This window comes from Fodinicola feengrottensis (assembly GCF_010993775.1).
Lineage (GTDB): Bacteria > Actinomycetota > Actinomycetes > Mycobacteriales > HKI-0501 > Fodinicola > Fodinicola feengrottensis.
Map to the genome: position 1 here is coordinate 35,984 of NZ_WOTO01000036.1, position 26,563 is coordinate 62,546.

Consider the following 26,563-nt stretch of genomic DNA (forward strand, 5'->3'; position numbering starts at 1 on the left):
TTGGCGTGAATTTCCGGGGGGGCGTAATGAGTTCCGAGGTGAGTTCCGGCGGAGTCGGACTGGCTGACTACCTTTCCGGGGTGCTCAGCGAGATCAACCCGCTGCGTCCGTTCGACCTGGCGCTGCACGACGCGCATGCCGGCGTGCTGGCCACCGACGTGCAGGCGCCGGGGCCGCTGCCGCCGTTCGACATGGCCGCCGTCGACGGGTACGCGCTGCGCGCCGACGACGTGTCCGGCGCGACCGAGCGGCTGCCGGCCCGGCTGTCGGTGATCGGTGACGTGACCTCGACGTCGTGGAAGCCGACCCGGCTGACCGGCGGCAGCTGTTTCTCGGTGGCCGCCGGCGCACCGTTGCCGGCTGGCGCCGACACTGTCGTGCCTACCAGCTGGACCGACGGCGGCCTCGTCGTCATCGAGGTGGCCGACGCGCCCCGGCGTGGCTCGTTCGTCCGCCGGACCGGCGATGACGTGGCCGCCGGCACGGTGATGATGCTGCCGGGCCGGGACGTACGTGTCGGCCGGGGTTGTCGGGTTGCTGGCCGCTGCCGGCATCGACCATGTGGCCGTACGACCGCGCCCCCGGATGGTCGCGGTGGCCACTGGTGACGAGCTGGTCAACACCGGCCGGGTCGGCTCGCCGGGCCAGGTCGTGGACGCCAACTCGCACACTCTCGCGGCCGCTGCGGTGGAGGCCGGCGCGCAGGCCTTCCGGGTCGGGATTTGCCAGGACGACCCCGGAAAAACTGCGTTCGCTGCTGGACGACCAGACCATCCGCGCGGACCTGGTGGTGCTCACCGGCGGCACCGGCACCGGCCCTGGGGACATGGTCCGTCGCACGCTCACCCGCGAGGGCGTAACTTTCACCGATGTCTCCGTTTACCCGTCGCAAGTGTTCGGCTTCGGCCGGATCGGCGACGACGAGCGCACCCCGGTGATCTGCCTGCCGGGCGACCCGGGCTCCGCGCTCGTCGGTTTCGAGGTGCTCGTACGGCCCGTCCTGCAGCGCCTGGCCGGCGCCGAGCCGGTTTTCCGGCCGTCGGTGAAAGCGCACCTGACCGAGACGGTGTCCTCGCCGCGCGGCTATCGGGAGTTCCGGCCGGCGTACGTGACCGAGCGGCGCGGCGGCGGCTACACGGCCGCACCGCTGGCCGGCGGCCCGCACCTGCTGTCCGGATTGGCCGCCGCGAACGCGCTGATGGTGCTCGGCGAGCGGATCGCGACTGCGCCGGCAGGGACCTCAGTGGACGTACTGCTCTTCGATCGGCGACGATAACCGGCCGTGTATCGACACCCTGGGTGGCCCGCGACCCTGACCGACGGCCCTGTCACGTTGAGACCGCACCGCTCTCGTGACGCGCGCGCGTGGAGCGAGGTGCGGCTGGCCAACGAGCGCTGGCTGGCGCCTTGGGAACCGACCCGGCCGCAGCCGTGGCGGGTGTCCAACGACGTGAGCCAGTATCCGAACCTGTTCCGGTCGCTCAAACGCGGCGTAAGGACCGGCGACACGCTGCCGTGGGTCATCACGTACGAAGGCGCCTTCGCCGGCCAGATCACGCTCTCGAACGTCGTTCGGGGCGCGTTCTGCTCGGCATCGGTGGGCTACTGGGTGGATGGCCGGCTGGCCGGCCGCGGGATCATGCCGACCGCTCTCGCGATGGTCGTCGACCACGGCTTCACCGCCGCCAGCCTGCACCGGATCGAGGTCAACATCCGACCGGAGAACGTCGCCAGTCGTCGGGTGGTGGAGAAACTGGGCTTCCGCGAGGAGTCCCTCCATGAGCGCTTCCTGCACATCGACGGCGCCTGGCGGGACCACGTCGGCTACGCGCTGACCGTCGAGGACGTGGCACCGTCCGGTCTGGTCGCGCGCTGGCGGGCTTCTCGTACGCCCTGATTCGCCGCTGCCGTCGAGGTTGGTTTCGTCGCCGCCAGCCGAAACCAAGATCAACTTCTTCGCGCGCGCGTCCTCAGACCCACCCCCACCCGATATGGGAGGGGGCCAGAATGAGGTGGGGGTACGACAGTTTCGCGCCCCATGGGGTGTTGGTTGCAAGATGGCCCATTGCGGGCGGTCGTTATCGAGCGGGTACGGCGTGACCTGCGGATCTATCGCGAATAGGTAACAGTCCGGCGACTGAATCGGCGTTCGGGCCACGAGGGCTGTCGCGGGTGTTCTATGCTGCCGCCGTTCCCAGAGTGAGGTGAGGATGTCGAAACTGACCAAGCCGTCCGACGCGCCGGCGGGGCCCGTGCTGGAGGTCAAGGACCTTCGGATCACGTTCCCAACCCAGCAGGGTCCGCTCAAGGCTGTTGATGGCCTCTCGTTCGAGTTGGATGCCGGCAAATCGCTGGGCATCGTGGGCGAGTCCGGCTCCGGCAAGAGCGCCACCTCGCTCGCGCTGCTCGGACTCCATCGGCGCAGCCGGGCGAAGATCACCGGCGAGATCGTGGTGACCGGCACCGACATGCAGTCGGCCAGCGACGAGCAGGTCCGGCAGATGCGCGGCAGCCAGATCGCGATGGTTTTCCAGGACGCCCTGTCGGCCCTGAACCCGTATTACACGGTCGGCGACCAGGTCGCCGAGGCCTACCGGTCGCACGTGCAGTGCTCGAAGAAGGAGGCCTGGGCCAAGGCCGTCGAGGCGCTCGACCACGTCCGGATCCCGGACGCGGCGCGCCGTGCGAAGGCCTATCCGCACCAGTTCTCCGGCGGCATGCGCCAGCGTTCGGTGATCGCCATGGGCATCGTCTGCCAGCCCCGCGTGCTGGTCGCGGACGAGCCCACCACCGCGCTCGACGTGACTGTTCAGGCCCAGATCCTGGACCTGCTGGAGGACCTGCGCCGGGAGACCGGCATGGCGCTCATCCTGGTCACCCATGACCTTGGCGTGGCGGCCGGCAGCACCGACGAGATCCTGGTCATGCAGAAGGGCAAGGAGGTGGAGCGCGGGCCGGTCGGTGACGTGCTTCGCCGCCCGGTGCACCCGTACACGCAGGCCCTGCTGGCCTCGGTGCCGCGGCTGGCTGGATTCGCCGTCGGCGAAGGTGACGGCCCGGCTGGAGGCCATCAAGGCCGGCACGATCGACAAGGACGACGCGCTCGTCCAGGTCATCAACCTGCACCAGACCTTCCGTAGCGGCCGAGGCTTCCTGGGCAGCAACCGGATCGAGGTCAAGGCGGTCGACGACGTCACGCTCGACGTGCCCCGCGGCCGTACGCTCGGCGTGGTCGGTGAGAGCGGCAGCGGCAAGTCCACGCTGGCGCGGTCCATCATCCGGCTCCTGCAGCCCACCTCCGGCAAGGTCATGTTCGAGGGCAAGGACATCTCGAACCTGCCCAATGGCCAGCTCAAGCCGGTACGTCGGGACATCCAGATGGTGTTCCAGGACCCGGTCTCTCGCTCAACCCGCGCATTCCGATCGGCGAGAGCATCGCGCTGCCGCTGCGGATCATGGGCGGCAAGAACAGCCGACAGATCCGCCAGGAAGTGCAGGACATGCTGGAGCGGGTGGGCCTGGACCCCGCAGCGCTTCAACGCTTATCCGCACGAGTTCTCCGGCGGCCAGCGCCAGCGCATCGGCATCGCCCGGTCGCTGATGCTGCGGCCGAAGCTGCTCATCTGTGACGAGCCGGTGTCCGCGCTGGACGTGACCACCCAGGCGCAGGTGCTCCGGCTGCTGGACGACCTGCAGGAGGAGTTCCACCTCACCCTGATGTTCGTCTCGCACGACCTCGCGGTGGTGCGTCAGGTGTGCGACCGGGTCGCGGTGATGCAGCACGGCAAGCTCGTCGAGCACGCCGACACCGAGGAGCTCTACAGCAACCCGCAGCACCCGTATACGAAGAGTCTGCTGGCCGCCGTACCGCTGCTGGACCCGGACGAGGCGCGCGAGGCGCGTCGTGTCCGCCGCCAGTTGCTCACCGTCGCCTCCTAGCTCGCTGCTTCGTCCGCAACGCCCCGTTCCCTGCGTCCAGCGCAAGGAACGGGGCGTTGCGGCCTTCACGGCCGTGACACGCCGTGATCACCTCCCAGATCGGGAACTGGTAGGCACGTAGCCTCGTGTGACAGTTGAGGCAGACGTGACGGAGGTGTCGATGCTGCCCTCGTCGATCCTCCTGTTGATCGCCGCGGTCGGGGGACTTGCTGCCCTCGTGCCGTCCCTGGTGCGCCGGTACGACCGGAAGCTGCGCGCCGATTTCGAGCTGCGTACGTCGATGATGCGGGTGCTGCGCCGGCGCCGTCGTCGTACGACGGTGCCTGGCCAGGTGCCGGTAGCGCCGCCCCAGCGCGGTGCTGGAGGAGCCGGCCGACGAGCCAGTCACGCAAGCCTTGCCAGACCTCAGCGGGTACGTGCCGGGCGCCTCCGGCCGGGCTGTGGTGTCCGGTGCGCTGGTGCCCGGCTCGGTCGAAGACGACGCGGCTGTGTACGAGGCTCTTAAGGACGCCGACGAAAGTTTCCGGCAGACCGGGCCGATCGACCTGCGCCCCGACACGATCTCGCTGCCCGCCGCGGCCTGGCTGCACCTGCGCCGTGCGCTCATCTGGCTGGTGTCGCTGCAGAAGGAGCAGGTCACCAGGGTCGGCGCCGCGCAGAAGCCGGCTGCTCGTACGACCGGACGCGCCGCCAGCGGCCCGGAGCCCAGCCACTGGTGCGCCGCCGCCGCCGGCGCCGCGTGGTGACCGTCCTCGCGCTGCTGGTCGCCGGTCAGGTCGCCGGCCTGCTGGCGGTCGGTCCAGGTTTCCTGGTCGGCCTCAGCGTCTCCGCGATCCTGCTCATCGCGTACCTCAGCCATCTCCGGAACCGGGCCGTCGCCGAACGCCGTCGTACGCTCGCCCTGCTCCGCCGTCGCCGCCGCGCCCGCGACTTCGCCGCCGTGGTGATGACTGTCGCCGGCGCCGCCGAACTCATCGGCTCCGACGCCGAACGTTCCCTCGTCGCCTGGGTAGCCACCCCCGCGTCGGCCCGCCGCCGCCCCCCAGACGACTCCACCATCGCGCTGCTCGCCCGCGGCGGCTACCAGGTCGTACAGACCACCGATGGCCGCATGGGGGCCGCGCGCCGCGCCCCGGCCCCACCCGAGCCACCCCGCCGCGCCCCGGCTCGTACGGACAAACCCGCCGCCACGACGCCACCCTTCGAGGAACGCAAGGTCGCCAACCTCTGACCCGGCCGATCAAGGCTTCCTAGCCTGCGTGCTAATGTTGGCGCCGTTCAAGGGGCTGTGGCGCAGTCTGGTAGCGCACCTCGTTCGCATCGAGGGGGTCTGGGGTTCGAATCCCCACAGCTCCACAAATTGGCGGCTCGTGCTCGCGAAGAGCGCGAGCCGTTGTTGTTCCGCGATTGCCCTGGGGGCGGAGCCCCCAGACCCCGCCCCGGGGGCAAGCCCCCGGACCCCCAGGTGTGGCTGGGTCGGGTGTTGATCTTCAGTCGGGTTCGAATTCTGTCCCCTCAGGTCCACGCATTGGTGGTCCGTGTCCGCTGAGGACGCGGACCTTTGCGTTCCGCATTGCCCTGGGGGCCAGCCCCCCCAGACCCCGCCCCGGGGGCAAGCCCCCGGACCCCCGCGTGTGGTTCAGTTACGTCGTTGGGTGCGGTTTGGGTTCGAATTCTGTCCCCTCAGATCCACCTGGTCAAAGGCCCTATCCGCATTTCGCCGGATAGGGCCTTTGAGGTGAGGCACGCAGGTAGTTCCGGATGTTGGTTAATGTTCGTGACGACACCACCATGCCGCGGCAATCCGGCGCCGACCTTGCGCAGCACTGCTTTTTGATTGGCCGCTGGGCATCCGTACGTTGCTCACAACACTGACATGTCCTCGCGACCCGGTTGATCCACGTCTGAACTTCGCGTTTCTGTAGTTTGCTCAGCCGTTTGTCGCCGAGCCCAGGCACGATGTATAGCCGCATGAACATGTCGTAGTTGGCGTACGTCGACGGGGCGCGGTTGGGCTTAATCACGTCCTCAAGCCAGTGTCACATCAGTCACTGGTGCCTCCTACGTCCCGGAGTCACACCGTTAAAAGTGCAGTCCCCACTTGAGTGCGGCACGCCCTGCACGTCACGCCCTGTTACCTTTGACCGGGCGTCAGAATCAGTCACCTCAGCCACTCCAGCCCTGTGTTGATCTTGGTTAGTTGGTCTAGCCGAAACGGACATTCACTCGATATGTCCGCTTCGGGTAGACCAACTAACCAAGATCAACAACGGAAACAGCGAACCCCCGAAATCGAGCGTTCACGAGAGCACCGACAAAACGGTGCCTGGTTCGTTCTCCCCGTCGGTGGGCAGGATGTTCGGTTCGAAGAAAAGCTTAACGATCAGATGGCGCAGCTCAGGCCCGACCTGAGTCGGGAATCGCTCGGCGTCGGGCCCGACTTCCGGGCGTCACCCCGAACCCGCTCCTGAGCGGTGATGCACGCAAGCGCAATGCGGAACTGCGTACGGGGGCGCTTGCGCTCGGCGTTCTCGTCGACTGGCGGGAGGTCAACAGCAATCCACGCGTGGTCCTGATGTTCGACGTGGAGACCGCCGGCGGCATCTCGTTCCGCGGTATCGCGGACGAAAACCTCACGATCACCGAGCTCACCCGACTCGCGCCAGGACAGACGTTGCCCGTGCGCTACCGGCCGGCCGTCATGGACCACTACATCTCTGCCTTGCCCGGGACGCGGACCCCGCCCACGTACGGCAGCTCTCTGACGAGATCGCGAGCCGCAAGCGGACCTGACCCGAAGCCATGGGTCAGCGGCACGGATTGATCGTCACCACCATCAGTCAGCTCAGGTGGTGTGCAGCGGGCTGCCGGACATCCAGCGGCCGGTGGATCTGTTGATCGTGGACGAGGACGCGCAGTCGCTTGATGAGTGCGGCCGCGTCGTCGCCGGATGCGCGGGTGGCGAGGTAGCCATCCGGGCGCACCAGAATGAGCTCGCCGGGCCGGGCGGCGTAGATCCGCTGGAATTCGCCGTCAGCGTCGAAGATGCCGCTGCCCTTCGTGCTGTTGATCCGGTGTACGTGCAGGTGCTCTGCGGGCATCGCGAGGTCGGTCACGACGGGCATTTGCGCGTCGAATGCAAGCAGGTTCCACTGCGGGCCCCGCAGCAGGTCGAACACGTCGACGGTACGGTCGGGGCCGATCAGGCCGATCGCGTTCGGCGCCCGGTCTCCCGCACCGAGGCGATCGGTCTCGTGGGACGCGGGCCCGGTGCGGTAGCGAATGCCCAGGCCAGAGGTGAGCGAGTCGTCCGCGAGCTGGGTGAGCGCGGTGGTCACCACGTCGATGCCGCCTTCGGCCTGGTCGGCGGTGTTCTGGTATTTCTCGGTGCTGATCGCGAGGACCTTGCGGGCCACCGGAATCCGTTCCGCGCGTACGTGTCCAGTCCAGCAGCTGCGGTTTCGTACCTGTCAGGACCGCGGCGAGCTTCCAGCCGAGGTTGTAGGCGTCCTGGATCCCGGTGTTCATGCCCTGACCCCCCGCTGGCGAATGTACGTGTGCCGCGTCGCCGGCCAGGAACACCCGTCCGCTGCGATAGTCGTCGACCATCCGTACGTTCACCCGGTAGACGGACAGCCAGCTCGCCCCGGTCAGCCTGACCCCGGCACCGCGCTCGTCGAGCAGCTGCTGATAGAAGTCCAGGCTCGGCGTCTGGGTGGCGGCGCCCGCCGGGATGAGGCACTGGAGCTGCCAGTTCTGCGTGTTGGGCAGCGGGGTGAGGATGAGCATGCCCTTGTCCGAGGTCCAGACGTGGGCGTGATCGCGGCGCAGGTCGGCGACGGTGACATCGCCGAGATAGAAACGCTGCTCTTCGTGAGTCTCGCCGTTGAGTGTCAGACCGATCAGCTTGCGGATGGTGCTCTTGCCACCGTCGGTTCCCACTACGTACCGCGCTCGTACGGTGCGGTGCGCCCGCCCTGCGGCGCACGCAGTGTCACGGTCACCCCGCCCTCGTCCTGCGTGAGGTCGAGCGCCTCCACTCCCCATTCGACCGCGCCGCCGAAGTCGGCGAGGCGCTCGCGCAACGCGTGCTCGACGTCGAACTGCCCGATCCACAGGAGGTTCGGATACGGCGTGTGGAAGCTGTCCTTCGCGGGGACTGTGATCGACGGGTGCTCGACGGTGGTGCCGTGCTCGTCGTGGAACCACATCGGCAGGTCGGCGATGCCGGTGCGTACGACGTAGTCGACGGCGCCGAGGTCGTCCAGCACCTCCAGCGAGCGGGACTGGATGCCCTTCGCCTTGGACGCGGTGTTGGGCATCAGGTCCCGCTCAACGATGCGAAAAGCCACGCCGCGCCGAGCCAGATCACAGGCCAGCGTGAGCCCGGCCGGCCCCCGCTCCGACAATGAGGACATCGGTCTTGGTCATCTCGTACTCGCTCATAGCGTCCCCTCGCTTGCTCGATTAGATGCCGCACTGCATCTAATAGCGACACTACGACGAGCTGATAAGATGCGCAAGTGCATCCAAAAAATTCCACTCCCTCGCATCGTCGGCGCGGCGCCGCGCTGGAGGAGGCGCGCTGCTCGGCGGCGTGGGCAGTGCTGCGTGAGAACGGGTACGCCGGGTTCACCCTGGAGGCCGTGGCCAACCGGGCCGACACCAGCCGCGCCCAGTGCTCGCCCGCCGGTGGGCGACCCGGCATGACCTGCTGCACGCGACGATCGCGTACGCGGGCACGGAGTCACCGATCCGCACACCGAACACCGGCAGCCTGCGCGAGGACATGATCGCGCTGTTGCGACAACTGAACACGCGTACCGACCTCGCGGCCGTGCTCGGAGTGCAGCTCGGCGGCTACTACCAGGAGACCGGCGAAACCCTTGCGGACCTTCGCGACGTTATCCTCAACGGCCAGGATCCGGTGATGGCCAGCAGCTCTCGCGCGCGCGGTCGAACGCGGCGAGGCGAACCCCGATCGCCTGACGCCGCTCATTCGGTCACTGCCCGCGGATCTGCTCCGTCACCACGTTTTCATGAATCTGCGACCAATGCCGCAAGAGGGGCTTGACGAAATCATCGACACCGTCTTTTCTGCCGCTCGTACGACGAGATGGAGGGGCGGCCGACTATTAACGACAAACGACTCGGCGAACAGACCAGTAGGGCGTGTCTCCTCATCCGCCTGGGATGAGGAGACACGCCCTACGTCTTTTGGGCTGGTTCAGTGTCGTGGCGAGGTTTTTCGCGCGCTCGAGGGCGGCGGCCGGTAGGTCGCGATTTCCGTCCTGATAGAAGAGCCGCAGGGTCAGCGCGCAGATGCGGTCGTCCCGGAGGTCGGCGACGTAGTGGCCGTGTACGCCCCATACCTCGTCGCCCAGTACGTGGACGGCCCGGACGTGGGTTTCGATCCGATCGTCCGCGGTTTCCACCACCGGACCGGTCAGGTGCTGGGTGGCATCGAACCCGGGAAGCAGGCCGCTCCACTGTTCGAGCAGCGTGTCCGCGGCGATGGTTTGCGGCTCGCCACCGAACAGTGACGTGTAGTCCAGTTCGACCTGGTCTGCGAGGCATTTTCGTACGGTGGCCCAGTCCAGGGCGTCGATCGCAAACAGCATCCGGGTGATGACAGTGGTGTCGGTCATGCGCTGAGGGTCCTCTTGAAATGGGTGGTGGCGGCGTCCACGGCCAGGTCGACCTGGGCTGGTTGGTCATAGAAGTCGGTCTGTCCGCCGTCGGACCAGACCATCTCGGTCGGTCCGCTGAGCGTCTTGCCGATCCGCCGGACGTTGTCTGGCAGCACGCAGTCGTCGCCGTGCACGAAAAGACTCGGCGTCGACACGGCGGACGCGGCACTCAGGCCGTCGAAGGTGAGCCAATAGTGCCAACTCAGTTCGGCCATCTGATTGGTCCACGCCGGCACGGCGCCGCGGTCGGCGTCGGCGTAGTAATCCAGCGGCAACGACATCCCAGCGCGGTCGTTGCCATCTTCGTACGCGGGCACCGTGCGGACTGAGCCAGTGCTCAGGTAATCCTGCAGGGCTTCCCGCCCGCGGCCTACGCGCAGGTCGACGCCAGCGGCTCCGCCGTAAAACGGCGCCACCGACTCCATGTCGTGGAACCAGCCGGCGACGCTGGCGAATGCGGAAATCGGGGCGCCGGCGGCGATCGCGGCTAGCGCGTACTGAGCGCTGGCGCAGATGGCCAGGTAGCCGACCTGCCGCGGATGGACGAAGGAAAGCGTCGACACGTGTTCGGCCGCGGCCTTGATGTCAGCGATTTTGCGCGCCGGTAGCTCGGCCTGTCGTGGGCCGCCGCCGCTCTCCCCGAATCCGGCGAAGTCGAATGTGAAAACCGTGAAACCGCGGGCCGCGAGTGCTCTCGCGTAGCGGTCTGCCATTTGTTCTTTCACGGTCAGCCACGAACCGGTGACAATCACCGCCGGTTGACGGACGAGAAGGTTTTCGGGCTCACGATAGATGCGAGCGGACAACGACACGTCGCCGTTGACGATGAGGTAAGGATCAACATTCACCCGGAGAGGATCGCACGCCGGGACTGGGGTTTACAGGGTCGGATCTTGCGGTTTCGGCGTAGCTGGCCGGGAAGTACGCCCAGCTGCGCGCGGAACAATTGCCGGAAATGCCGCACGTTGGACAGCCCCACCGCGCGGGCGATGTCAGCGACACTCGAAGGCGTGTCCAGCAGCAACGCCCTGGCCCGGTCGATCCGCCGGGAGGTGACGAACTGATGCGGCGCCATCCCGGTGGTGGCCTTGAAACCACGGGCGAAGTGATAGGGGCTGAGCGTCGCCACCGTGGCGAGCGCGTCCAGGGTCAACGGGCCAGCCAGCCCGGCGTCGACGAACTCCGCCACCCGGTCAACGGTCGCGAGGGGCAGCCGGCCCACCCGCCGACGGAGCCGCAACCCGCCGTAGCGTTCCAAAAAAGGTGGCTGCCCAGCCGGTGCGCCACCGTACTGGCGGCGACGTCGCTGATTGCGGTGCCGGTCAGGTGCGCGCGTCGCAGCATCGACGCGACCGCCAGTACGGTCGCGTCTGCGACCGCCATCGCCGGCTCGATCGCGTCGAGGCTTCCGCCCAGCGACCGGAGCAGGTCCTGGGACGGATAGATTTCCAACGACTCACTGGGTTCGCGAACACTCGCCCAGGTGATCTCCTCGGCACCGGTCACGAACACCGCGCCGGCCCGGATGTCGGAGTAGCCCAGCCGCCCGTCCAGCCCGTAGATGGCGGTCCGGTGCGCGGTGAACGAAACCCCGATCTGGTACGGCTTGGTCTGGGTGGCCGTGACGGTGGGTGGCAGCCAGGCGTACTCCGACCGCATCCCGGGCCAGTGTCGTACACCCATCTGTACGGTGCCGCTGGCTGGTGGCACACACTCCTCGTTGATCTGTATTTGGCCACTATAACCGCTGTTGACCGATCAAGAACCCGATAAGGGGAGTCGACCGGCGGAGGTTAGGCGAGATCGCGATAGCGGTGGATGAGGCTGTTGAACCGCCGTAGCTTGTTGACCGCGTCCGCGCGGGGACGGGTCAGGGTGGAAATGCATGACCTTGTTGCGGATCAGCCGGATTTCCTCCAGGCGGTTGATGAAGGTGCGGCGATCCAGCGGCCAGCCGAGTTCGACCCACACCTGCTGGTTCTCCAGTACGCGTTGGTAGTCGCCGATCGACAGCTGGTCGAAGGTCGCGACGGACCTGTTGCAGTGCCGCCGGATGGTCTGGATGTCGAAGGCGCGGCTCAGAACCCATCGCAACGTCTGGTCCAGTTCGCCCAGTTGGAAGAACGGAGTGGCCATCTCGCCGTAGCGATCCGCCACGTCCGCAGTGGTGACGATGCCGGCGATTTCCTTGGTTTCGTTGCGGACGAACACGAACTCTCGCTGCTGCAAGGTGGGAAGAACCTCGAACAGGTCGCGGTCGTAGTCGACGACGTCGACTCGATGGTCGATCGCGTCAGCGAAGCTCGCATCGGGCTTCTGGTGTCTCGCGTGCGCGATGGAGCGCCAGGTCACGGCGCCACGCAGATTGCGAGATCCGCTGAGCACGGCGAGCTGCGAGAAGTCGTTGAGAAGCATTTTCGTGATCGCTTCGTCGAACGTACTGTTCGGCTCGACGGACATGACACCGTCCAGCGGCGACAGGTTTCCCACTGTCAGGCGGACATTCAGGTCGCCGCCGCCCTCATCGTCCTCGGCAACCGCCGCGTCGTCGATGCCAGCGACCTCAGCGATCGCGGTCACCTCGGGCTCGTCGGGCGGTGTGGTCAGCGAAACCATCGTGTCCAGAGTCACCGCGCGGAAGCTGGGAGACGTCACGAGTCCATGGTTGGCGAGGTCGGCCTCGATCTGGCTGACCTGATCGCCACGGTCTTTGGCGCCCCACAAAGAAAGGAGGTCGCGGACCGAAATACGTTCCGGCTGCTGGTCGTCGGCCCGCCTGCGGGCCACCCGCAGGCGCTCATGCAGGCGTTGGAGTTCGGTGTCGGCATTCTGCGGATGGGCCGCGTCGGCCGCAATCGCCTGGTCCAGCAACTCCTGACGTACGGCGTCCAGCATCGGCCCTGGTCGACTACCAGCCACGCCAGCCAACCGTCGACTGCCCGCATGCCCGCCGCGACCATGGCGGCGCGGGACGGCGAGCGGAATTCCTCGCCGTCCGGGTCAAGCCGGATCCGGCCTTTGTCGGTCACCGTCGCGTGGTACGTCTTGCCAATCCGATTGCGCGTAAACCTGAGATTCGTACCGGCCTTCAACAGTCCGGCCCCCAGGAGGTCGGAAACCGTGACGCGGCGACCGTCGATCAAATACATCGAGCGGCCGGCCGGTTCGTCGCGCTCGTCCAGCCTTTCGTCAGCCATCTCTGCTCACCACTTTCGCAGGCCATCGAATTTGCGCCGAGCGCCGATCGCCTGTTTGAGCACTCTTTTCTCCAGTTCTGGCTGGCTCAGCCGGTTCACTCGGCTGAGCCCCAACTCAGCGGCGACCGCGAGCAGGTGATCTCGGTCGAGGGCCTGCGCACGAAGGTACGCGGCACCCGCTTCCTCGGTTTCGGCTCGCGCAGGCGGACGGCAATAGCCGCCGCTGCGGCGTCCGGCTTCGTGGGGAGCGGCGGTGGCGCTGAGCTTTTGACCGGACCGGCGGACGACGGTGCCGGGGTTTTTGGTTCGGCGGCGGGCGTACGAGCAGGGGCCGCGCCGTTGCCAGCCAGTAATTCCACGAGCGCGGTTTTGTTGAGACGGCTGTAGCCGCTCAAGCCGCGTAGCCTGGCGATCAACCGCAGGTCGCCCATGGGCAGTTTGGACGCGGTCACGTAGGCCCGTCGATCGTTCTCCGACGTCAGTCGGGCGAGGTCCCGCGCGGCCTGGGCCGGATCGTCGGATGGCTCGATGCGATGGTGGACCGGTGCCGGTTCGCCGGTGTTTTCGCGGGAGCCGACGGGCGCCTCGTCAGCGGGAGCAACGGCCAACTGTACGGTTCCGCTGACGATCGCCTGCAGCGTGCTTTCGTCCTGCCGTGCGAGAAACTCGTACACCCGGGCCTGCAGGCTCGCGAATTTTCCCAGCTCGTTCACCGATGACCACCCGCCGACAACGTGAGCGCGCCGAGCACCTCGTCGGCCAACTGGTCGAACTCCCGGACGACCTCGTCTTTGCCGCTGGCGCTCAGCATCGCCGGTATGCCACTCTCGCCGGCATCGCCGAAATGTCGAGGGCTGTTGCGGATTCTGCTTTCCAACACCGGGACTCGGGAGTTCTGGCGCACTTCCTCGATGTAGGTGTGCTGGGCAAGGGTCACCTGCTGTGAGTAGATCTGCACCATCGTGAAGACGACCCCCAGAAAAGCCGGATCGATGGGACGGTGACCACTGGTTTCGGGCTTGTGGTTGACATAGTCGTTGAACTGCTGCACGAGCGCGGCGCAATTCCCCACCAGGTAGTCCAGCCCGAGGGTGGACAGGTAGTCCGCCTTGGCTGGCACCAGAATGTGCTCACTGGCCGCGATCGCCGTCTTGGTGACGAGCCCGAAATTCGGTGCGCAGTCGATGAGCACCAGGTCGTACTCGCTGAAATTCTCGTCTTCGAACGCATGGCGCAGACAGCCGTGCAGGTCCAGGAACCTGCGTTTGGATCCGTCGAGAGTGGTGGTTCCGCCAAGTCGGGCGGCGAGCTCAAGATCGATGTCGATGAGACCGAGGTGAGAGGCGATCAGGTCAAGCTGTCCAGTGGTGTTCTTGAGTGCCTCGTTGACCCGCTTCGGTGTGACGACGAGGTCTGCCAGCGAAATGTCTCGCCCGGGTATTTCGGCGCCGTACCACTGTCTGATCGTCCGGTGGTCCTTCAACTGATCGTGCCAGTCGTCGATGGTGAAAAACGAGAAGGTCAGATTGGTCTGTGGATCGAGGTCGACAAGCAGCACCCGCAGGCCACGACTGGCGGCGACTGCACCGAGATTCGCCGTAAGCGTCGTCTTTCCCACTCCACCCTTGTAATTCATGACCGCCACGATTCGCATACGCTTCTCCCCGATGGTCCGGTGCCCGACGGTGCTGGCGTAAATCGATCAGCCCGCTGCGCTGATCTGGCGTGTTGACTTTCGCAGACACCGCAGGCGAAAAGCAACGGCTACAAGGTGTATCAATGTGTGTCAATACGAATGTGCACCCGCGATGGGCCGTTTGCGCTAGCCACCGGGCTGATCCGGTGGGCACCGCGGGTCCAAGGTCACTGGTGACCACACGACCGAATTCGTGGTAGACGCCTGCCGCTACGGCACTCTTACTCATCTGAAGAATGTCGGAACGTCGCGCGGATGGAGAACGTCCCTGACGATTTGGCTGTCCGGCGACGAAAGTGGTCAGCCAATGGTCGAACGAGCAATCGTTCGCTGGGGACTCGATCGCGTCGGCGAGACCTACGTGGAGGCAAGATCGACCGCCACCCTCGTTCGGTCCGTGATGACAGCCTGACAGTCCGTATCCGGCGGATGTCCGGCCGATGCTGCTCCGGCGTTGCCGCGGCTAGCCTGGCGACACTCATTTACGGCTTAACAGAGCAATTCATTCATCGGAGGGTGCGCGGTGATCTCGGTCAACGGCTCCAGCAGTGACTACGCGATCCTGAAGCAGGTCCACCAGATCAAGCTCGGCCGGCTCGACCAGGAGGTCAACGAGCTCAAAACCGGCGTCGACTTCTCCGAGCTCCGCGAGCTGGAGGCGCTCTACGTGGCGAGCCACGGCAATCCGTCCACCGGCGACTTGGGCAGCATCGACACGAAGAAACTGCTCGAGCTGCTGACCGCTCCGGGACTGGGCATCCCAGCCACGTACAAAGGCACCATCGTGCTGCTGTCCTGCTACAGCGGCCAGCAATACAGCGGGACTTCATTGGCCGAAAGAGTCGCCGCGGGCCTGCGGGGAAAGGTCACCGCCGGCGCGAAGGTCGTTGGCGCGAACGGGTTTTCCTTCGGTACGAGGAAACTGCGGGATGGTGCGCGCCGCAGCAGTGTGCTGCTCAACGCGACAGGCATCAGAGACTTCTACTTCCTGGACAGTCCCAAGAACGCGACTTTGTCGGCCACCTGGCTGGCGCTCAAACCCACCCACGCTGATGGCGTACTGAAGACCAAATTCGTCCGCGCTGCCGAGGTGAACAAGACCATCAAGGAGAACCTCACGCAGCGGCTCCCCGGCGGCCAGACTCCGCAGGACGCGGCCCTGAATATCATCACGAGTTTCACGGCCACTGCGAAAAAGATCCAGGACACCCTGGACAACCTCGCCGCGAAGAAGTTCCCCAGAGGCACCGTGGCCGAGGTGGTCAAGCATTTGCTCGACCACCCGAAGGACGCTGACGTGACGGCCTGGACTCAGAGCATCGAGGAACAGTACGAACTGTTCCAGGCACATTATCTCTGGGCCTCGGATGTGGACGCATTTACGACCGTGCAGGTTTAGCTGGAAATCGCCTTAACAGACCGAAGAATCCGGCTGATACGGCAGGTTTCCAACGGTTGCAAGAATTTTTGGTCTGAAGGGCGACAGTGCGCGTACCGTCCCCGGTGTCGGCGTCGGCCAGACCGGGGCCGCACACCGGACCAGGCGGGGAGGAAACGTGCAGCCAGGCCAAAACCAGCATGGCGAGAAACGTAAGCTCGACGAGTCTCAAGGCAATCAGCCAGCGCAAAAACACCCGGCGAGCCAGCCTCGAAGAAGCAGCGTCGGGGCACCGATCCGCCGCCGCCCGATCCCGTGCCGGGGCCTGGCCCGGGGCCTGCTCCCGGTCCTGGAGGGCTGCAGTTGGTCGTTGGTCAGACGTACCGGTTCGTCAGGTTTGTTCACGATGAGCAGGAAGACACCGTCGAGTTCACTGACCACACAGGGCCGTTGACGCAAGTCCAAGATGACTTATGTACGTTGCAGGACCCAACTGATGGTGTGGTCACGGTGCCGACCGCGGATGTTGTTTCGCTGGTCCCACCGTTGCTCTGGCCGACGCTTCAAGTCCAGCTCGCCCCGGTCACCTGCATGGTCATCGGATGTGGTCAGCGGTTGCTGCTGGCGGCGAAGGCGACGGCGTACGGGATCGGCTTCAACCAACTGCTCTCCATGGTGATCGAGGTGGATCTCACCCAAAACTCGGACGACGATGATGATGTTTATCAGGAGATAGTGCAGGGGTCGGTCCCATCGCTGGCGGCGGGCAGTCACGAGCCTTCCTGCTACAACGCGGCGACGGTCATCTACAACCTGCTCGCGGCCGCGCCGCTGCCGTCCATACCGGGGGACAGGGGCGCACTCGGACCAGCCTCGATCAGCGGCGCGAAAACCGCGGCTGGCTTCCAGGGACGCGAAAAGCCGGCCGCGGACGACGGCCAAAGCACCATCCAGCTGACCACGGCATGCGACGGTTTGGCCGCGGCCCTGACGACCGCCGCCGGCACCGGCAATCGCTGGGTTTTCGGCATCAACTTCGGCATTCACGGGTTTGTCATCGCGGTGTCGGGGGCGACGGCCGAGATTCTGCAGAGCTTCGCCGGCGACAACGGCGAGATGTTGATGAGTTTCCTGGAGAAAACCCTCACCCACGGCCGGGTTTACACCGTGGGCCAGCTGATCGGGCTGTTCTACGAGATGATCGAGGAAGGCGATGAGGACGCCGATCCTGGCGCCTTGCGTGCCCAGTCGATCCTTTTCGGCGGGCGCGCCGACGAGGGCCTGACGCTCGCGCCGTTTCGCTGGGTGGCCTGCCAAATGAAGACTGACCAGGCGATCCAGCAGGCATTGACCGCCTGGATCCAGGGCGGCATCAGCTTCTACGACGACGTGAAGGCCGCCAAAGACAAAGCCGAAGAATCAGACGACGACAGCGACTAACACAAGGTGGCCGGCAGCCGCGTTCGTACGCTATGACGTACGCGGCTCGCCGTCCACTGGCCGTAGCCCGGCGAACACCACGTCCAGCATCCGGTCGCGGGCCGTCTCGTCGAGATCCATCGCGGCGACTCCGCGGGACGCGCCGATCAGCAGCGCGTAGAACTCGTCCAGCCCCAGGTCGGCGCGCGTACGGCACCGGCTTCCTGAGCTCGGGTAAGCAGCTCGCCAACTGCCGCATGCAGTGCGTACGACGCGCGTTCGGCGTCCGTCCCGTCGCCGCCACTGGCCTGCAACGCCCCGGCGATCGCGAGCTTGCCGGCGGCGTCGGCGACCAGGTGAGCGAAGAACCCCGTCAGCGCCGCGCCGGGGTCGGCCGCCCCCAACAGCGCCTGCGCCTGCTCGCGTAGGCGCTCCAGCCGGGTGACCAGGACAGCCTCCAGTAACGCCGCCTTGGTGGGGAAGTGCCGGAAAACAGTCGCGATCCCGACGTGGGCCAGTTCGGCGACCCGTTCGGTCGAGGCGTCCTCGCCGGAGCCGTACACCTTTTCGGCCGCCGCCAGAATCCGCCGCCGGTTGTCCTGTGCGTCCGCACGCATCATGTCGTTTGCCATCCGAAGTCGTCACTCCGTATAATCGGAGTCGTCACTTCGGATCATAGGAGCACGCTGATGAGCGCCAAACCTCGGGACGTTTTTCTGCAGTTGATCAACGGCGTCGTGGACGACCGGCTGGACGGATTGGCCGACCTCTACGCGGAGGAGACTGACGTACGTCATCCGTTCGCGACGCCAGACCGGCCGCCGCTGCTCAGCCGCGCGGATGTGCGGGAACATTTCACCTTCGCCGACGGACTCCGGCCGGAGTTCACCCGCCGGGTGGTCGACCTGGTCCTGCACGACGGCGCCGACCCGGAGGTGGTGGTGGCCGAGTTCAGCTACGAGTTCACCTATCCGGACGGGAAAGTCTTCCTGATGCCCGCGGTCATGGTGATGCGCGTACGAGACGGAAAGATCGTCGAGTCGCACGACTACTTCGACCCGATCCGCGGTGCGCGCGCCCGCGGTGCGCTACCCGATTTGGCCGCCGGCCTGGCAGTGAACTAATCCCGCGGTTTCCATTCGTACGAGAAGAGGACGCATGCTGACCGCTACTGCTGGGATGGTTGCCTCGTACCAGGAAATGCCCGCGACCAAAGGGGCCCGAACACCGTGACCACCACTACCGATGCCGAGCGGGTCGACCTGCTCGCCGCGCTCGCGACCGCCCGCGCCGCCCTGACCAGGACCATCGAAGGGATCAGCGACGAGCAGGCCGGCGAGCGCCCGACGGTCAGCGCTTTGTGTCTGGGCGGCCTGGTCAAACATGTGACGTCCACCGAGGCGCAGTGGCTTCGCTTCGTGGTCGAAGGGCCGTCGGCGATGAGCTATGACCTGCCCGACGGCGTCACCTGGGCGGACTTCGCGGCTGGTACGGCAAGCGAGTTCCCGCAGTGGGCCATCGACCGCGAGCAGGACTTCCAGATGCTGCCCGGTGAGACGGTGGGCGGGATTGTGCAGCGGTACGAACAAGTGGCCGCGACTACCGAAAAGATCATCGCGGGTGTTCCGGATCTGTCGGCGGGCCAGCCGTTGCCGGCGGCGCCGTGGCACCAGCCGGGCGCGACCTGGAGCGTGCGTACGGTCCTGATGCACGTCATCGCTGAGACCGCGCAGCACGCCGGCCATGCGGACATTCTGCGCGAGACACTCGACACCCCCAAGGCGTAATGACCACCCTCGACACTCGGGCGCTCAACCGTGCCACGCTCGCCCGACAGTTGCTCCTCGACCGCGCTGACCTGCCGGTTCTCGATGCCGTCGGGCACCTGTGCGGGCTGCAGGCCCAGCAGCCGCAGGAGCCTTTCGTCGGGTTGTGGTCACGGTTGAGCGCCTTCGACCCGGTGCTGCTATCGGACCTGGTGGTCCAGCGGCGGCTGGTGCGTACGCACCTGATGCGGCGCACTGTCCACCTCATGACCGCCGCCGACGTGCTGGCCTGGCGAGCCCGACACGACGCCATGCTGCGCCAGCGAGCACTCGGTGCGTACCGTCGCGAGTTCGCCGGGATCGATCTCGACGAGCTCGCGGCAGCCGCCCGGGCGGCGGTGGCCGACGGCGAGCCCCGTTCGATGGCCGAGGTGGCAGCGCTGCTGCTCGAGCAGCGCTGGCCGGCGCCGGGGCGGCGGGCGCTGGGCGAGGTGGTGGCCGCCGCGCTCGTCCCGATGGCGCAACTGCCCCCACGCGGGTTGTGGCGGCAGCAGGCCGGAGTGCGAAATGTGCCGCTTTCCCGCTGGTTGGGGCGCGAGATCGACCCGCTGGCCGCGGATGGCTCGGATCCGGTGGGGGAAGCGCTCGTACGACGTTATTTGGCCGCGTTTGGTCCAGCCACGACCACCGACCTGCGGGCCTGGTGCGGCCTCGCCGGGTTGCCCGCCGCGGTGGCCGCCGTACGTGCCGAGCTGGTCACCTTCCGGGACGAGCGCGGCCGCGAGTTGCTCGACTTGCCCGACGCGCCGCGCCCGGACCCCGACACTCCCGCTCCGGTGCGGTTCCTGCCGGCGTTCGACAACGCGCTCCTGGGCTATCAGGATCGTGGCCGGATCGTCGACGACGCGCACCGCGGCCTGTCGATCGCCGGCGCGCGCGCGTGGTGCTGGTCGACGGCCGAGTCGCCGCCACTTGGACAGTCGAGGCGGACACCGTGACAGTTACCGCGCTGCGCCGACTTTCTCCCGCTGACCGCACGCATGTTGTCGAAGAGGGCGGTGAAATCGCGCTCTTTTCTCTCCGGGCAGGAAAGCGACCGCGTATGTCTCGAGTGAGCACTACCAGTCGTGGATCGTGCCGTCGGCGAGGCGGTTGAAGGGCAGATAGGCCGGCGCGTACGGGTGGCGGGCGGCAGCTTCCTCGTCGAGGGTGACCCCGATGCCGGGTTGTTCGCCGGGATGAAGGTAGCCGTTCTGGAAAGTGAACGTCTGCTGGAAAACCTCGTTGGTCGCGGTGCCGTGCCGCATGTATTCCTGGATGCCGAAGTTGTGGATCGCGAGATCCAGGTGTAGTGCGGCGGCCATGCCGACCGGAGAAATGTCCGTGGGCCCGTGGATTCCTGACTTGATCTGGTATTGGGCCGCGAAATCCAGGATCTTGCGCATGGCGGTGATGCCGCCGGTGTGGGTGACCGCCGAGCGTACGTAGTCAATCAGCTGTTCCTGGATCAGCGTCTGGTAATCCCAGACGGTGTTGAAAATTTCACCGATCGCGAGCGGAGTGGTGGTGTGCTGGCGGACCAGCCGCAGCGCCGCCTGGTTTTCCGCCGGGGTGCAGTCTTCCAGCCAGAACAGGTCGTACGGCTCCAGTGCCTTGCCCAGTTTGGCCGCCTGAATAGGCGTCATGCGGTGGTGGCCGTCGTGCAGCAACGGCAGCTCGGGACCGAATTCGTTGCGTACGGACTCGAAAACCGTCGGCAGGTGGCGCAGATATGCGCGGGTGTCCCAGTCTTCCTCCGGCGGGAATGCCTGCCGCTGAGCCGGCTCATAGTCATATCGTTTGCCGTCGACGGAAGGCTGCGAGGCCACGCCATATACGGCTTTCAGACCTGGGACAGCGGTCTGGATCCGCATCGCGGTGTATCCCTGCTCGCGATGAGCCCGGATCGAGTCGAAAAGCTCCTCTGTCGTACGGCCGCTGGCATGTCCGTACGCCTGAATGCCGTTGCGGGATGCGCCGCCAAACAGTTGATAGAGCGGCATCCCGGCCATTTTCGCTTTGATGTCCCACAAAGCGACGTCCACAGCGGCGATGGCGGCCATCGTGACCGGGCCGCGCCGCCAATATGCCGAGCGGTAGAGGAACTGCCAGGTGTCCTCGATCCGGCCGGCGTCCCGGTCGATCAGCAGCGGTGCCACATGATCGGACAAGTAAGACGCGACCGACAGTTCGCGGCCGTTGAGGGTGGCGTCGCCGAGGCCGGTCACGCCGTCCTCGGTGGTCAGCTTGAGCGTGACGAAATTGCGGTCCGGGCTGGTGACAATCACGTCCGCGGCGCGGATTCTCATCGGTGATGACGCCTTTCCTCGATTTTCGGCGGCGGTGTGTGCGATAACCGCGGCGAGCGCACCCTGGTCGTCCCACTCCGGCACCACCTGGCGCAGCAGCACCGCGGCCGCCCCAGCCGGCAAGCTGCCGTCGGCGAGCCCGGCCGCGCCCGGATCTTGCCCGCCGGCCCGCAAATGGACCAGCCAGGCAGCGAGCAGCGTTGCCTGCCCGAGCGGTTGTTGACCGGCGTACGACCGTAAGACAGGAGCCATCCGTACGCGCAGTTTCTCTGAGCCATCCAGGGCGATCTTGGCCAGCTGGTGGTCGATGCGCGGATTTCCCCAACGTTCCAGCAGATCGGCCTTTGCTCGGCCGATTTCATCGCTGGTAAACGGCAAAAGCGGGCCGGCCTCGGTCCAGACCTGCTCGACCGCCTGTCGGCACACCGGATCGCCGATGGCATCGAAAACCGTCGCGTGCCCGCGAGCCAGGCCCAGGTAGGCCAGCATCGAGTGGGCGCCATTGAGAAGGAAAAGTTTGCGCATCTCGTACGGTCGCACATCGTCCACGAAACGCGCGCCGGCGAGCTCCCAAACCGGTCGGCCGGCCGGAAAGTCGCCGGCCAGCACCCAGTCGGTGAACGGCTCGGCGACCACTGGCACCCGGTCTGGCCGGCCGGTCAGCCGCTCGGCGGTGGCCAGGTCCGCCGGCTCGACTCCGGGCGTGATCCGGTCGACCATGGTGCAAACAAAGGAAATCTCGGCGGCGATCCAGCTGGCCAGGGTCGGATCGACGAGATCGGCGAATTCCAGCACCGCGCGCCGGGTCGTTTCTCCGTTGCCAGCGAGGTTGTCGCAGCTCACGATCGCAAGGGGACCGCAGCCGGCGCGCATCCTGGCGCGTAGGCCGGCGGCCAGTCGGGCGACCGCCGTACGCGGCTGTTCGCCGGCAAGGGTCGCTCGTACGTCCGCACGAATGTCGGCCGCCGCGGTGTCCAGACCGCCGTCCGAGCGCAACCGATAGCCCGCCTCGGTGACGGTCAACGTGACCAGGGCCGTCCGCGCATCCGCGAGATAGTGGTTCCACAGCTGGTGATTCGCGCCATCGGCTGCGACCGCGATGCTCGACACCGGCTCGGCCCGGTCTTCGTCGGCGGCCCGGATCAGCAAGGTGTACGCGCAGTCCTGCCGGGCGAGTTCGATGGCGGCATCGGGCCGGCGACCGGTGAAACTCGCGTAATGCCAAGGATCGCCGCCGGCCCTGTTCACCTGCTCGGTGTACCAGGCCTGGTGGGATCGGTGGAAAACTCCCAAACCCAGATGCACCAGCCGTGGCGCGGTCATAGGTGACCTGGTTCGCTGGTGAAGTCCAGGAGCACCTTGCCGGCTCCGCCGGCCCGGTCGCGAGCAACAGCGAAGGCCTCTTCTGCCTTGGCCACTTCGAAAACGTGAGTGATCAGGGGCGTCACGTCCAGGCCGGTAGCCAGAAAGTCAATCGCATCGGTGATCTCCCGGTCGAACCGGAATGAGCCGAGATAGCTGATTTCCTTACTGACCAGCGCGGAAAGGTCGACGGAGACCGCGCCAACCGGAAGATTTCCCACCTGCCGAGGGTCGCCCGCCGCGGCAGCCAGCGGACGACGTTGCTGAGCCCGGCCGGTGAACCGGACGCCTCGAAAGCGATTTCGGCCTCCGGCAACTCCGAAACAGTCGACGCGTCGATGGTTTCGTGTGCTCCCAAGGCTTTCGCGATCGCCAGCGGCGCCGATGCTATGTCCACCGCGTAAACCTGGGCCGCGCCCAGCCGCCGAGCGATAGCCACCACCAGTGCCCCGATCGGCCCGGTCCCGTTGACGAGTACGGTTTTGCCGGCCAGCTCGCCAGCCCGCCGGACGGCATGCAGCGCGACGCTCAACGGTTCGACCACCGCGGCCGACCGCAGATCGACCCAGGGTGGCAACGGCCGAATCTGGCTGGCCGGCACGACTTTGCGTCGTACGAAACCGCCGTCGGTGTGCGGATCGTGAGCGGCACTCCCGAAATAGCGCATCCGTACGCACAGATGGGCGAGTTGCCCCTGGCAATAGCGGCATTCTCCGCAGCCGGTGCCGGGATGGATGGTGACTGGCTGGCCAACACGTAAATCGAGGACATCGTCGGCGATTCGCGCTATTCGGCCGGAAAGTTCGTGACCCAGCACCAGCGGATGGCGCAGCACGCTGGTGCCGGCGCTGCCGTGCGAGACGTAATGCAGGTCAGAGCCGCAGATCCCGCCGTAGTCGACCTCGACGATCACCGATCCCGGCGGGCAGTGGGCGGGCTCGGGGACCTCGTCGATCCGCAGGTCCGCCACGCCGTGTACGACGACCGCTTTCACCGGCTCCCCTTCTCCATCCGTACGCCGTCATCGAACACTGCCATGGCAGTTGTGTCAACGGCGGCTCTCGGCCGATAATGCCCGGGTGACCAGAGCCGCGTCCGCCCGGGAAAGCGCCTATCAGGCGATCCGGCACGCGATCATCACCGGCGCGGACGCGCCCGGTGCGCTGCTGTCCGAGAACGAGCGCGCGGTGGCGCTGGGCCTCAGCCGTACGCCCGTCCGCGGGGCTGATGATGCTGCTCGCGCACGAAGGGCTGGTTGAGGTGCGGCCGCAGAGTGGGACGTATGTGAGCGCCATCGACCCGTCGCTGGTCCGGCAGGCGCAGTTCGTACGAGAGTCCATCGAAATCGCTTCATTGGCACAATGCGCGGCGAATTTCACCGCGAAGCATGAAAAGGAACTGCGCAGAATTCTTGCCGCGCAGGATCGTTGTCGGACCCGGGACGAATTCTATCCGTTGGATGAGGAGTTTCACCGTACGCTGCTGGATATCGCCGGCCACCAAACCGCCTGGGCCGCCGTGTCCGGTGCGAAGGCGCACCTGGACCGGGTGCGTTATATCGGACTGAAGGGCTACCGGCCCATTCGCGAGTATGCGGCCGATCACCGGCGGGTGGTGGACATGTTGGTGGCCGGCGATCTGGCCATGGCCCAGCAACGGTTGCGCGAGCATTTACGTTTCGTACTGACCGATTTCCAGCGCATCCAACGCGCTCTGCCGGAGCATTTCTTCACCGGCGACCAGACCACTGCTCGGCGGATCGCGCGCCCTCCCCGACAAAACAAGGCAAACTAGTGCTACCCGGACGTGGTTGACATCACTGCCATGGCAGTGCTTGGATGCCCGAAGTCTTTGTCCAGCAGTTGCGGGAGGCACCGATGGCCATGTCCCAAGGGGAGCTGCGCGCGCTCTCCGACGAGGCCGCGCAGCGAGTGATGAACCAGCCTGGTACGGCCAGCGGCAGTCGCGCTGGCTGGCTGATGATTTCCACGATTCTCATTGAGGCATGGGATCTCTATTCCATCTCCTTCCTGCTGATCTTCATCAAGAAGGATTTCGGCAGCGATCCGCTGCTGGTCGGCCTCGCCTCCGGTGCGGTTCAGTTGGGCGCGTTGATTGGCTGCTTCGCCGGCGGCTGGATCGCCGACAAGTTTGGCCGCAAGAAGGTCTTCATCACCACGATGATCCTGTTTGTGGTGCTGGCGCTCGCGCAAGGGTTCGTCACCAGCATGTGGGAGCTGATTTTCATCCGCTTCCTGCTCGGATTCCCGTTGGGCAGCGACATTTCCTCTGGGTACGCGTACATCATGGAGGCGATGCCCCGCGGCAAGCGGGAGGTGATGGGAAACCGCTGGCAGGGAATGTTCGCCATTGGCGAGATCGTCGCGATCGCTGTCATCACGGTGATGTTCTTCCTTGGCATCGACCACGAGACGCTGTGGCGCATCGGCCTCGCGCTCGGCGCGGTGCCGGCGCTGGCCCTGCTGCTGGGCCGGCTGAAGATCTCGGACACCGCGCTCTCGCTCATCCAGCGCGGAAAATTCACCAAGGCCAAGCAGGTGTCGCAGCAGATGTTCGGCGATTCGCTGGACATGTTGCCGGACGAGGACTTCCAGATCGATCGGCCGTCCACTCGCGACTTCCTGAAAAGCATCTGGGCCGACGAGACCCGCCGCGCGGGCCAGCATCTTCGCCTGGATCTCCAATGCCTGCCAAGGCGCGGAATTCGGTGCTTTCGGGTTCTACCTGCCGACCATTCTGGTGGTCGTCGGCATTTCCAAGAACAACGTGGTCGGCACCAACCTGCTGACGCTCGGGATCTACTGCATCGCCGCGGTCGCCGGTTTCGTCGGGCCGCTGATTACCCCGAAAATCGGCCATCGCGGGATCTCCCAGTGGGGGGATATGGCATCGCGTTCCTCTCGCTGCTGCTGGCCGCGGTGGCGATCTGGCTGGACCAGGGCATTTTGTTGCTGGTCGCGGCCGCCGCGCTGATGTGGGGCCACTACTGGGATGCGTCTAACGGCATGACCATTACGTCGATGGTCGCGCCGAGCCGGTACAAGGGGACCGCGTCCGGTTTCGGTTACATGTTCGTGAAACTCGCCGCGTTCGTCACGCTCGTACTCTTCCCGGTGCTGTTGGCCGCGGCCGGCACGGCTCTCGCGACCGCGATCGTTTCGGTCATCTCGCTGGTCGGTTTCCTCGCGGCCCGCTTCATCCTGCCGAGGTCTACGGGTACGTGGAGACCGAAGGCCCGGCGGCGGCCACCGCCGCTGCCTGATTCGGCGTTCGCCGCAACGCCCCGTTACTTGCGCCAGCCGCAAGCAGCGGGGCGTTGCGGACTTATACTGTGAGTGTGGCGGTGAGCAGTGACGAGTTCTTCCGAGTGTTGGGTGCGCTCGTCGACGTCCAGCGCGCCGAAGGCAGCCGGTACAGCTCTTTCAGCGTGAGAGGGAAGAAGTTCGGCTATTTCTGGCCACGTACGCAGACGGTCGGCCTGAAGCAGACGCTGTCCGAGCAGCGGGCGCTGGTGGCCGAGCGGCCGGCGGTTTTCGAAGAGCAGTTCAGCTCCGGCGGGTTCGGTTGGGTGGTGGTCTGTTTGGCCGGCGTCGAGCTGGACGAGCTGTCCGAGCTGGTCTTCGAGGCCTGGCGGCTCACCGCGCCAGCGGAGCTGCTCGCCACGGTGCCGGACCCGGCGCCCTCGGGGGAAGAGGTCTAGTCTCTGCGGGATGCCGGAACAAGCCCTAACATCCGCGGTAACCGCTT

Annotated in this window: 31 protein-coding genes, 1 tRNA gene and 3 pseudogenes; 20 read left to right on the forward strand and 15 right to left on the reverse strand. The window is 66.2% G+C overall.

From position 1 onward, the window contains the following. The first annotated feature begins 26 nt into the window (after nt 1-26). The 8 genes from GNX96_RS56105 to GNX96_RS29530 all read left to right on the forward strand — a co-directional run bounded on the left by GNX96_RS56105 (nt 27) and on the right by GNX96_RS29530 (nt 5,295). Nucleotides 27-608: a MoeA family protein gene (locus tag GNX96_RS56105; RefSeq protein ID WP_279581797.1), complete on the forward strand. Its 582-nt coding sequence runs from the start codon at nt 27-29 to the stop codon at nt 606-608. Further along, nucleotides 605-1,276, forward strand: coding sequence for a molybdopterin-binding protein (locus GNX96_RS56110; RefSeq protein ID WP_279581798.1), 672 nt, complete (start codon nt 605-607; stop codon nt 1,274-1,276). The genes GNX96_RS56105 and GNX96_RS56110 overlap by 4 nt, the downstream gene beginning before the upstream one ends. 6 nt (nt 1,277-1,282) lie before the next feature. Next, entirely contained in the window at nt 1,283-1,897 is a 615-nt protein-coding gene (locus GNX96_RS29510; RefSeq protein WP_163571221.1) for a GNAT family N-acetyltransferase, read from the forward strand. Nucleotides 1,898-2,210: 313 nt separating this feature from the next. Then, entirely contained in the window at nt 2,211-3,140 is a 930-nt protein-coding gene (locus GNX96_RS56115; protein ID WP_279581799.1) for an ABC transporter ATP-binding protein, read from the forward strand. Next, nucleotides 3,049-3,939 (forward strand): ATP-binding cassette domain-containing protein, encoded by an 891-nt coding sequence (locus GNX96_RS56120; RefSeq protein ID WP_279581800.1) that lies wholly within the window; start codon nt 3,049-3,051, stop codon nt 3,937-3,939. Before GNX96_RS56115 ends, GNX96_RS56120 begins: the two co-directional genes overlap by 92 nt. Before the next feature lie 356 nt (nt 3,940-4,295). Next, complete coding sequence (locus tag GNX96_RS29520; RefSeq protein WP_163571223.1) at nt 4,296-4,685, forward strand: hypothetical protein; 390 nt, start codon at nt 4,296-4,298, stop codon at nt 4,683-4,685. Then, complete coding sequence (locus tag GNX96_RS29525; RefSeq protein WP_163571224.1) at nt 4,682-5,170, forward strand: hypothetical protein; 489 nt, start codon at nt 4,682-4,684, stop codon at nt 5,168-5,170. Before GNX96_RS29520 ends, GNX96_RS29525 begins: the two co-directional genes overlap by 4 nt. Before the next feature lie 51 nt (nt 5,171-5,221). Further along, nucleotides 5,222-5,295: transfer RNA gene (locus GNX96_RS29530), tRNA-Ala, on the forward strand. A 350-nt stretch (nt 5,296-5,645) separates the two neighbouring features. Here the strand turns inward: GNX96_RS29530 and GNX96_RS29535 are convergent. Then, a pseudogene (locus GNX96_RS29535) lies at nt 5,646-5,966 on the reverse strand (N-terminal phage integrase SAM-like domain-containing protein); the annotation flags it as partial. Between the two features lie 548 nt (nt 5,967-6,514). Between GNX96_RS29535 and GNX96_RS56125 the strand changes: the two are divergent. Then, a complete protein-coding gene (locus tag GNX96_RS56125) occupies nt 6,515-6,763 on the forward strand; it encodes a hypothetical protein (RefSeq protein WP_279581801.1) in 249 nt (82 codons plus the stop codon). 16 nt (nt 6,764-6,779) lie between these two features. On the opposite strand, the gene GNX96_RS56130 is transcribed toward GNX96_RS56125, so the two are convergent. Together GNX96_RS56130 and GNX96_RS65105 are read right to left on the reverse strand one after the other, a co-directional pair. Then, nucleotides 6,780-7,355 (reverse strand): aromatic-ring hydroxylase C-terminal domain-containing protein, encoded by a 576-nt coding sequence (locus GNX96_RS56130; protein ID WP_279581802.1) that lies wholly within the window; start codon nt 7,353-7,355, stop codon nt 6,780-6,782. A gap of 88 nt (nt 7,356-7,443) precedes the next feature. Beyond that, nucleotides 7,444-8,357 (reverse strand): annotated as a pseudogene (locus GNX96_RS65105) (FAD-dependent monooxygenase); the annotation flags it as partial. A gap of 260 nt (nt 8,358-8,617) precedes the next feature. Here GNX96_RS65105 and GNX96_RS56140 point away from each other — a divergent pair. Together GNX96_RS56140 and GNX96_RS65110 are read left to right on the forward strand one after the other, a co-directional pair. Beyond that, entirely contained in the window at nt 8,618-9,013 is a 396-nt protein-coding gene (locus tag GNX96_RS56140; protein WP_279581804.1) for a hypothetical protein, read from the forward strand. Further along, complete coding sequence (locus GNX96_RS65110) at nt 8,937-9,215, forward strand: hypothetical protein (protein ID WP_390624171.1); 279 nt, start codon at nt 8,937-8,939, stop codon at nt 9,213-9,215. Before GNX96_RS56140 ends, GNX96_RS65110 begins: the two co-directional genes overlap by 77 nt. Here the strand turns inward: GNX96_RS65110 and GNX96_RS29555 are convergent. From GNX96_RS29555 to GNX96_RS29585, 8 genes and pseudogenes are all read right to left on the reverse strand, one after another. Then, a complete protein-coding gene (locus GNX96_RS29555) occupies nt 9,120-9,587 on the reverse strand; it encodes a nuclear transport factor 2 family protein (protein ID WP_163571228.1) in 468 nt (155 codons plus the stop codon). The genes GNX96_RS65110 and GNX96_RS29555 overlap by 96 nt on opposite strands. Beyond that, nucleotides 9,584-10,477, reverse strand: coding sequence for an alpha/beta hydrolase (locus GNX96_RS29560; RefSeq protein WP_163571230.1), 894 nt, complete (start codon nt 10,475-10,477; stop codon nt 9,584-9,586). Before GNX96_RS29560 ends, GNX96_RS29555 begins: the two co-directional genes overlap by 4 nt. Further along, nucleotides 10,474-10,818: a helix-turn-helix domain-containing protein gene (locus tag GNX96_RS29565; protein ID WP_163571231.1), complete on the reverse strand. Its 345-nt coding sequence runs from the start codon at nt 10,816-10,818 to the stop codon at nt 10,474-10,476. The genes GNX96_RS29560 and GNX96_RS29565 overlap by 4 nt, the downstream gene beginning before the upstream one ends. Further along, the gene (locus GNX96_RS29570) at nt 10,779-11,339 is read right to left on the reverse strand and encodes a hypothetical protein (RefSeq protein WP_163571233.1); all 561 of its coding nucleotides are present in this window, start codon (nt 11,337-11,339) and stop codon (nt 10,779-10,781) included. The genes GNX96_RS29565 and GNX96_RS29570 overlap by 40 nt, the downstream gene beginning before the upstream one ends. A gap of 48 nt (nt 11,340-11,387) precedes the next feature. Beyond that, on the reverse strand, nt 11,388-12,524 hold the full coding sequence (locus GNX96_RS29575) for a CBS domain-containing protein (protein ID WP_279581805.1): 1,137 nt from the start codon (nt 12,522-12,524) through the stop codon (nt 11,388-11,390). Between the two features lie 17 nt (nt 12,525-12,541). Beyond that, a pseudogene (locus tag GNX96_RS65115) lies at nt 12,542-12,826 on the reverse strand (restriction system modified-DNA reader domain-containing protein); the annotation flags it as partial. A gap of 95 nt (nt 12,827-12,921) precedes the next feature. Further along, a complete protein-coding gene (locus GNX96_RS29580) occupies nt 12,922-13,539 on the reverse strand; it encodes a hypothetical protein (RefSeq protein WP_279581806.1) in 618 nt (205 codons plus the stop codon). Then, nucleotides 13,536-14,462 (reverse strand): ParA family protein, encoded by a 927-nt coding sequence (locus tag GNX96_RS29585; protein ID WP_452124493.1) that lies wholly within the window; start codon nt 14,460-14,462, stop codon nt 13,536-13,538. Before GNX96_RS29585 ends, GNX96_RS29580 begins: the two co-directional genes overlap by 4 nt. 583 nt (nt 14,463-15,045) lie before the next feature. On the opposite strand from GNX96_RS29585, the gene GNX96_RS29590 reads away from it, so the two are divergent. Continuing rightward, the gene (locus GNX96_RS29590) at nt 15,046-15,921 is read left to right on the forward strand and encodes a hypothetical protein (RefSeq protein ID WP_163571237.1); all 876 of its coding nucleotides are present in this window, start codon (nt 15,046-15,048) and stop codon (nt 15,919-15,921) included. A 429-nt stretch (nt 15,922-16,350) separates the two neighbouring features. Further along, complete coding sequence (locus GNX96_RS29595) at nt 16,351-17,340, forward strand: hypothetical protein (protein ID WP_279581807.1); 990 nt, start codon at nt 16,351-16,353, stop codon at nt 17,338-17,340. Nucleotides 17,341-17,486: 146 nt separating this feature from the next. Here the strand turns inward: GNX96_RS29595 and GNX96_RS29600 are convergent, their stop codons facing one another. Further along, nucleotides 17,487-17,951: a TetR/AcrR family transcriptional regulator gene (locus tag GNX96_RS29600; RefSeq protein WP_279581808.1), complete on the reverse strand. Its 465-nt coding sequence runs from the start codon at nt 17,949-17,951 to the stop codon at nt 17,487-17,489. 57 nt (nt 17,952-18,008) lie between these two features. Between GNX96_RS29600 and GNX96_RS29605 the strand changes: the two genes are divergently transcribed. From GNX96_RS29605 to GNX96_RS29615, 3 genes are all read left to right on the forward strand, one after another. After that, nucleotides 18,009-18,443 carry a nuclear transport factor 2 family protein gene (locus GNX96_RS29605; RefSeq protein ID WP_163571239.1) on the forward strand — a complete coding sequence of 145 codons (435 nt, stop codon included), beginning with the start codon at nt 18,009-18,011 and terminating at the stop codon, nt 18,441-18,443. Between the two features lie 105 nt (nt 18,444-18,548). Continuing rightward, nucleotides 18,549-19,106: a DinB family protein gene (locus GNX96_RS29610; protein WP_163571240.1), complete on the forward strand. Its 558-nt coding sequence runs from the start codon at nt 18,549-18,551 to the stop codon at nt 19,104-19,106. Beyond that, nucleotides 19,106-20,083 (forward strand): winged helix DNA-binding domain-containing protein, encoded by a 978-nt coding sequence (locus GNX96_RS29615; RefSeq protein ID WP_279581809.1) that lies wholly within the window; start codon nt 19,106-19,108, stop codon nt 20,081-20,083. The genes GNX96_RS29610 and GNX96_RS29615 overlap by 1 nt, the downstream gene beginning before the upstream one ends. Before the next feature lie 120 nt (nt 20,084-20,203). Here the strand turns inward: GNX96_RS29615 and manD are convergent, their stop codons facing one another. Genes manD through GNX96_RS29625 form a run of 3 tightly spaced genes read right to left on the reverse strand, consistent with a single transcriptional unit; the run spans nt 20,204 to nt 23,789 of the window. Beyond that, nucleotides 20,204-22,756 carry a D-mannonate dehydratase ManD gene (gene manD, locus GNX96_RS29620; RefSeq protein WP_163571241.1) on the reverse strand — a complete coding sequence of 851 codons (2,553 nt, stop codon included), beginning with the start codon at nt 22,754-22,756 and terminating at the stop codon, nt 20,204-20,206. Next, entirely contained in the window at nt 22,753-22,881 is a 129-nt protein-coding gene (locus tag GNX96_RS56145) for a hypothetical protein (RefSeq protein WP_279581810.1), read from the reverse strand. Before GNX96_RS56145 ends, manD begins: the two co-directional genes overlap by 4 nt. Next, nucleotides 22,878-23,789 (reverse strand): alcohol dehydrogenase catalytic domain-containing protein, encoded by a 912-nt coding sequence (locus GNX96_RS29625; protein WP_279581811.1) that lies wholly within the window; start codon nt 23,787-23,789, stop codon nt 22,878-22,880. The genes GNX96_RS56145 and GNX96_RS29625 overlap by 4 nt, the downstream gene beginning before the upstream one ends. An 85-nt stretch (nt 23,790-23,874) precedes the next feature. On the opposite strand from GNX96_RS29625, the gene GNX96_RS29630 reads away from it, so the two are divergent. Genes GNX96_RS29630 through GNX96_RS29645 form a run of 4 tightly spaced genes read left to right on the forward strand, consistent with a single transcriptional unit; the run spans nt 23,875 to nt 26,516 of the window. After that, nucleotides 23,875-24,054 carry a GntR family transcriptional regulator gene (locus GNX96_RS29630; protein ID WP_163571242.1) on the forward strand — a complete coding sequence of 60 codons (180 nt, stop codon included), beginning with the start codon at nt 23,875-23,877 and terminating at the stop codon, nt 24,052-24,054. 1 nt (nt 24,055) lies between these two features. Further along, the gene (locus GNX96_RS29635) at nt 24,056-24,589 is read left to right on the forward strand and encodes a GntR family transcriptional regulator (protein ID WP_279581812.1); all 534 of its coding nucleotides are present in this window, start codon (nt 24,056-24,058) and stop codon (nt 24,587-24,589) included. A gap of 44 nt (nt 24,590-24,633) precedes the next feature. Then, the gene (locus tag GNX96_RS29640; RefSeq protein WP_163571244.1) at nt 24,634-26,151 is read left to right on the forward strand and encodes an MFS transporter; all 1,518 of its coding nucleotides are present in this window, start codon (nt 24,634-24,636) and stop codon (nt 26,149-26,151) included. A gap of 8 nt (nt 26,152-26,159) precedes the next feature. Continuing rightward, complete coding sequence (locus GNX96_RS29645) at nt 26,160-26,516, forward strand: MmcQ/YjbR family DNA-binding protein (protein WP_279581813.1); 357 nt, start codon at nt 26,160-26,162, stop codon at nt 26,514-26,516. Nucleotides 26,517-26,563 lie beyond the last annotated feature (47 nt).

Excerpts from the sequence above, each read along its gene's own strand:
- GNX96_RS56105 (WP_279581797.1), top strand. The coding sequence starts at position 27 with ATGAGTTCCGAGGTGAGTTCCGGCGGAGTCGGACTGGCTGACTACCTT.
- GNX96_RS56115 (WP_279581799.1), top strand. The coding sequence starts at position 2,211 with ATGTCGAAACTGACCAAGCCGTCCGACGCGCCGGCGGGGCCCGTGCTG.
- GNX96_RS56125 (WP_279581801.1), top strand. The coding sequence starts at position 6,515 with ATGTTCGACGTGGAGACCGCCGGCGGCATCTCGTTCCGCGGTATCGCG.
- GNX96_RS29555 (WP_163571228.1), bottom strand. The coding sequence starts at position 9,587 with ATGACCGACACCACTGTCATCACCCGGATGCTGTTTGCGATCGACGCC.
- GNX96_RS29575 (WP_279581805.1), bottom strand. The coding sequence starts at position 12,524 with ATGCTGGACGCCGTACGTCAGGAGTTGCTGGACCAGGCGATTGCGGCC.
- GNX96_RS29585 (WP_452124493.1), bottom strand. The coding sequence starts at position 14,462 with ATGAATTACAAGGGTGGAGTGGGAAAGACGACGCTTACGGCGAATCTC.
- GNX96_RS29600 (WP_279581808.1), bottom strand. The coding sequence starts at position 17,951 with ATGGCAAACGACATGATGCGTGCGGACGCACAGGACAACCGGCGGCGG.
- GNX96_RS29605 (WP_163571239.1), top strand. The coding sequence starts at position 18,009 with ATGAGCGCCAAACCTCGGGACGTTTTTCTGCAGTTGATCAACGGCGTC.
- GNX96_RS29615 (WP_279581809.1), top strand. The coding sequence starts at position 19,106 with ATGACCACCCTCGACACTCGGGCGCTCAACCGTGCCACGCTCGCCCGA.
- manD (WP_163571241.1), bottom strand. The coding sequence starts at position 22,756 with ATGACCGCGCCACGGCTGGTGCATCTGGGTTTGGGAGTTTTCCACCGA.
- GNX96_RS29640 (WP_163571244.1), top strand. The coding sequence starts at position 24,634 with ATGCCCGAAGTCTTTGTCCAGCAGTTGCGGGAGGCACCGATGGCCATG.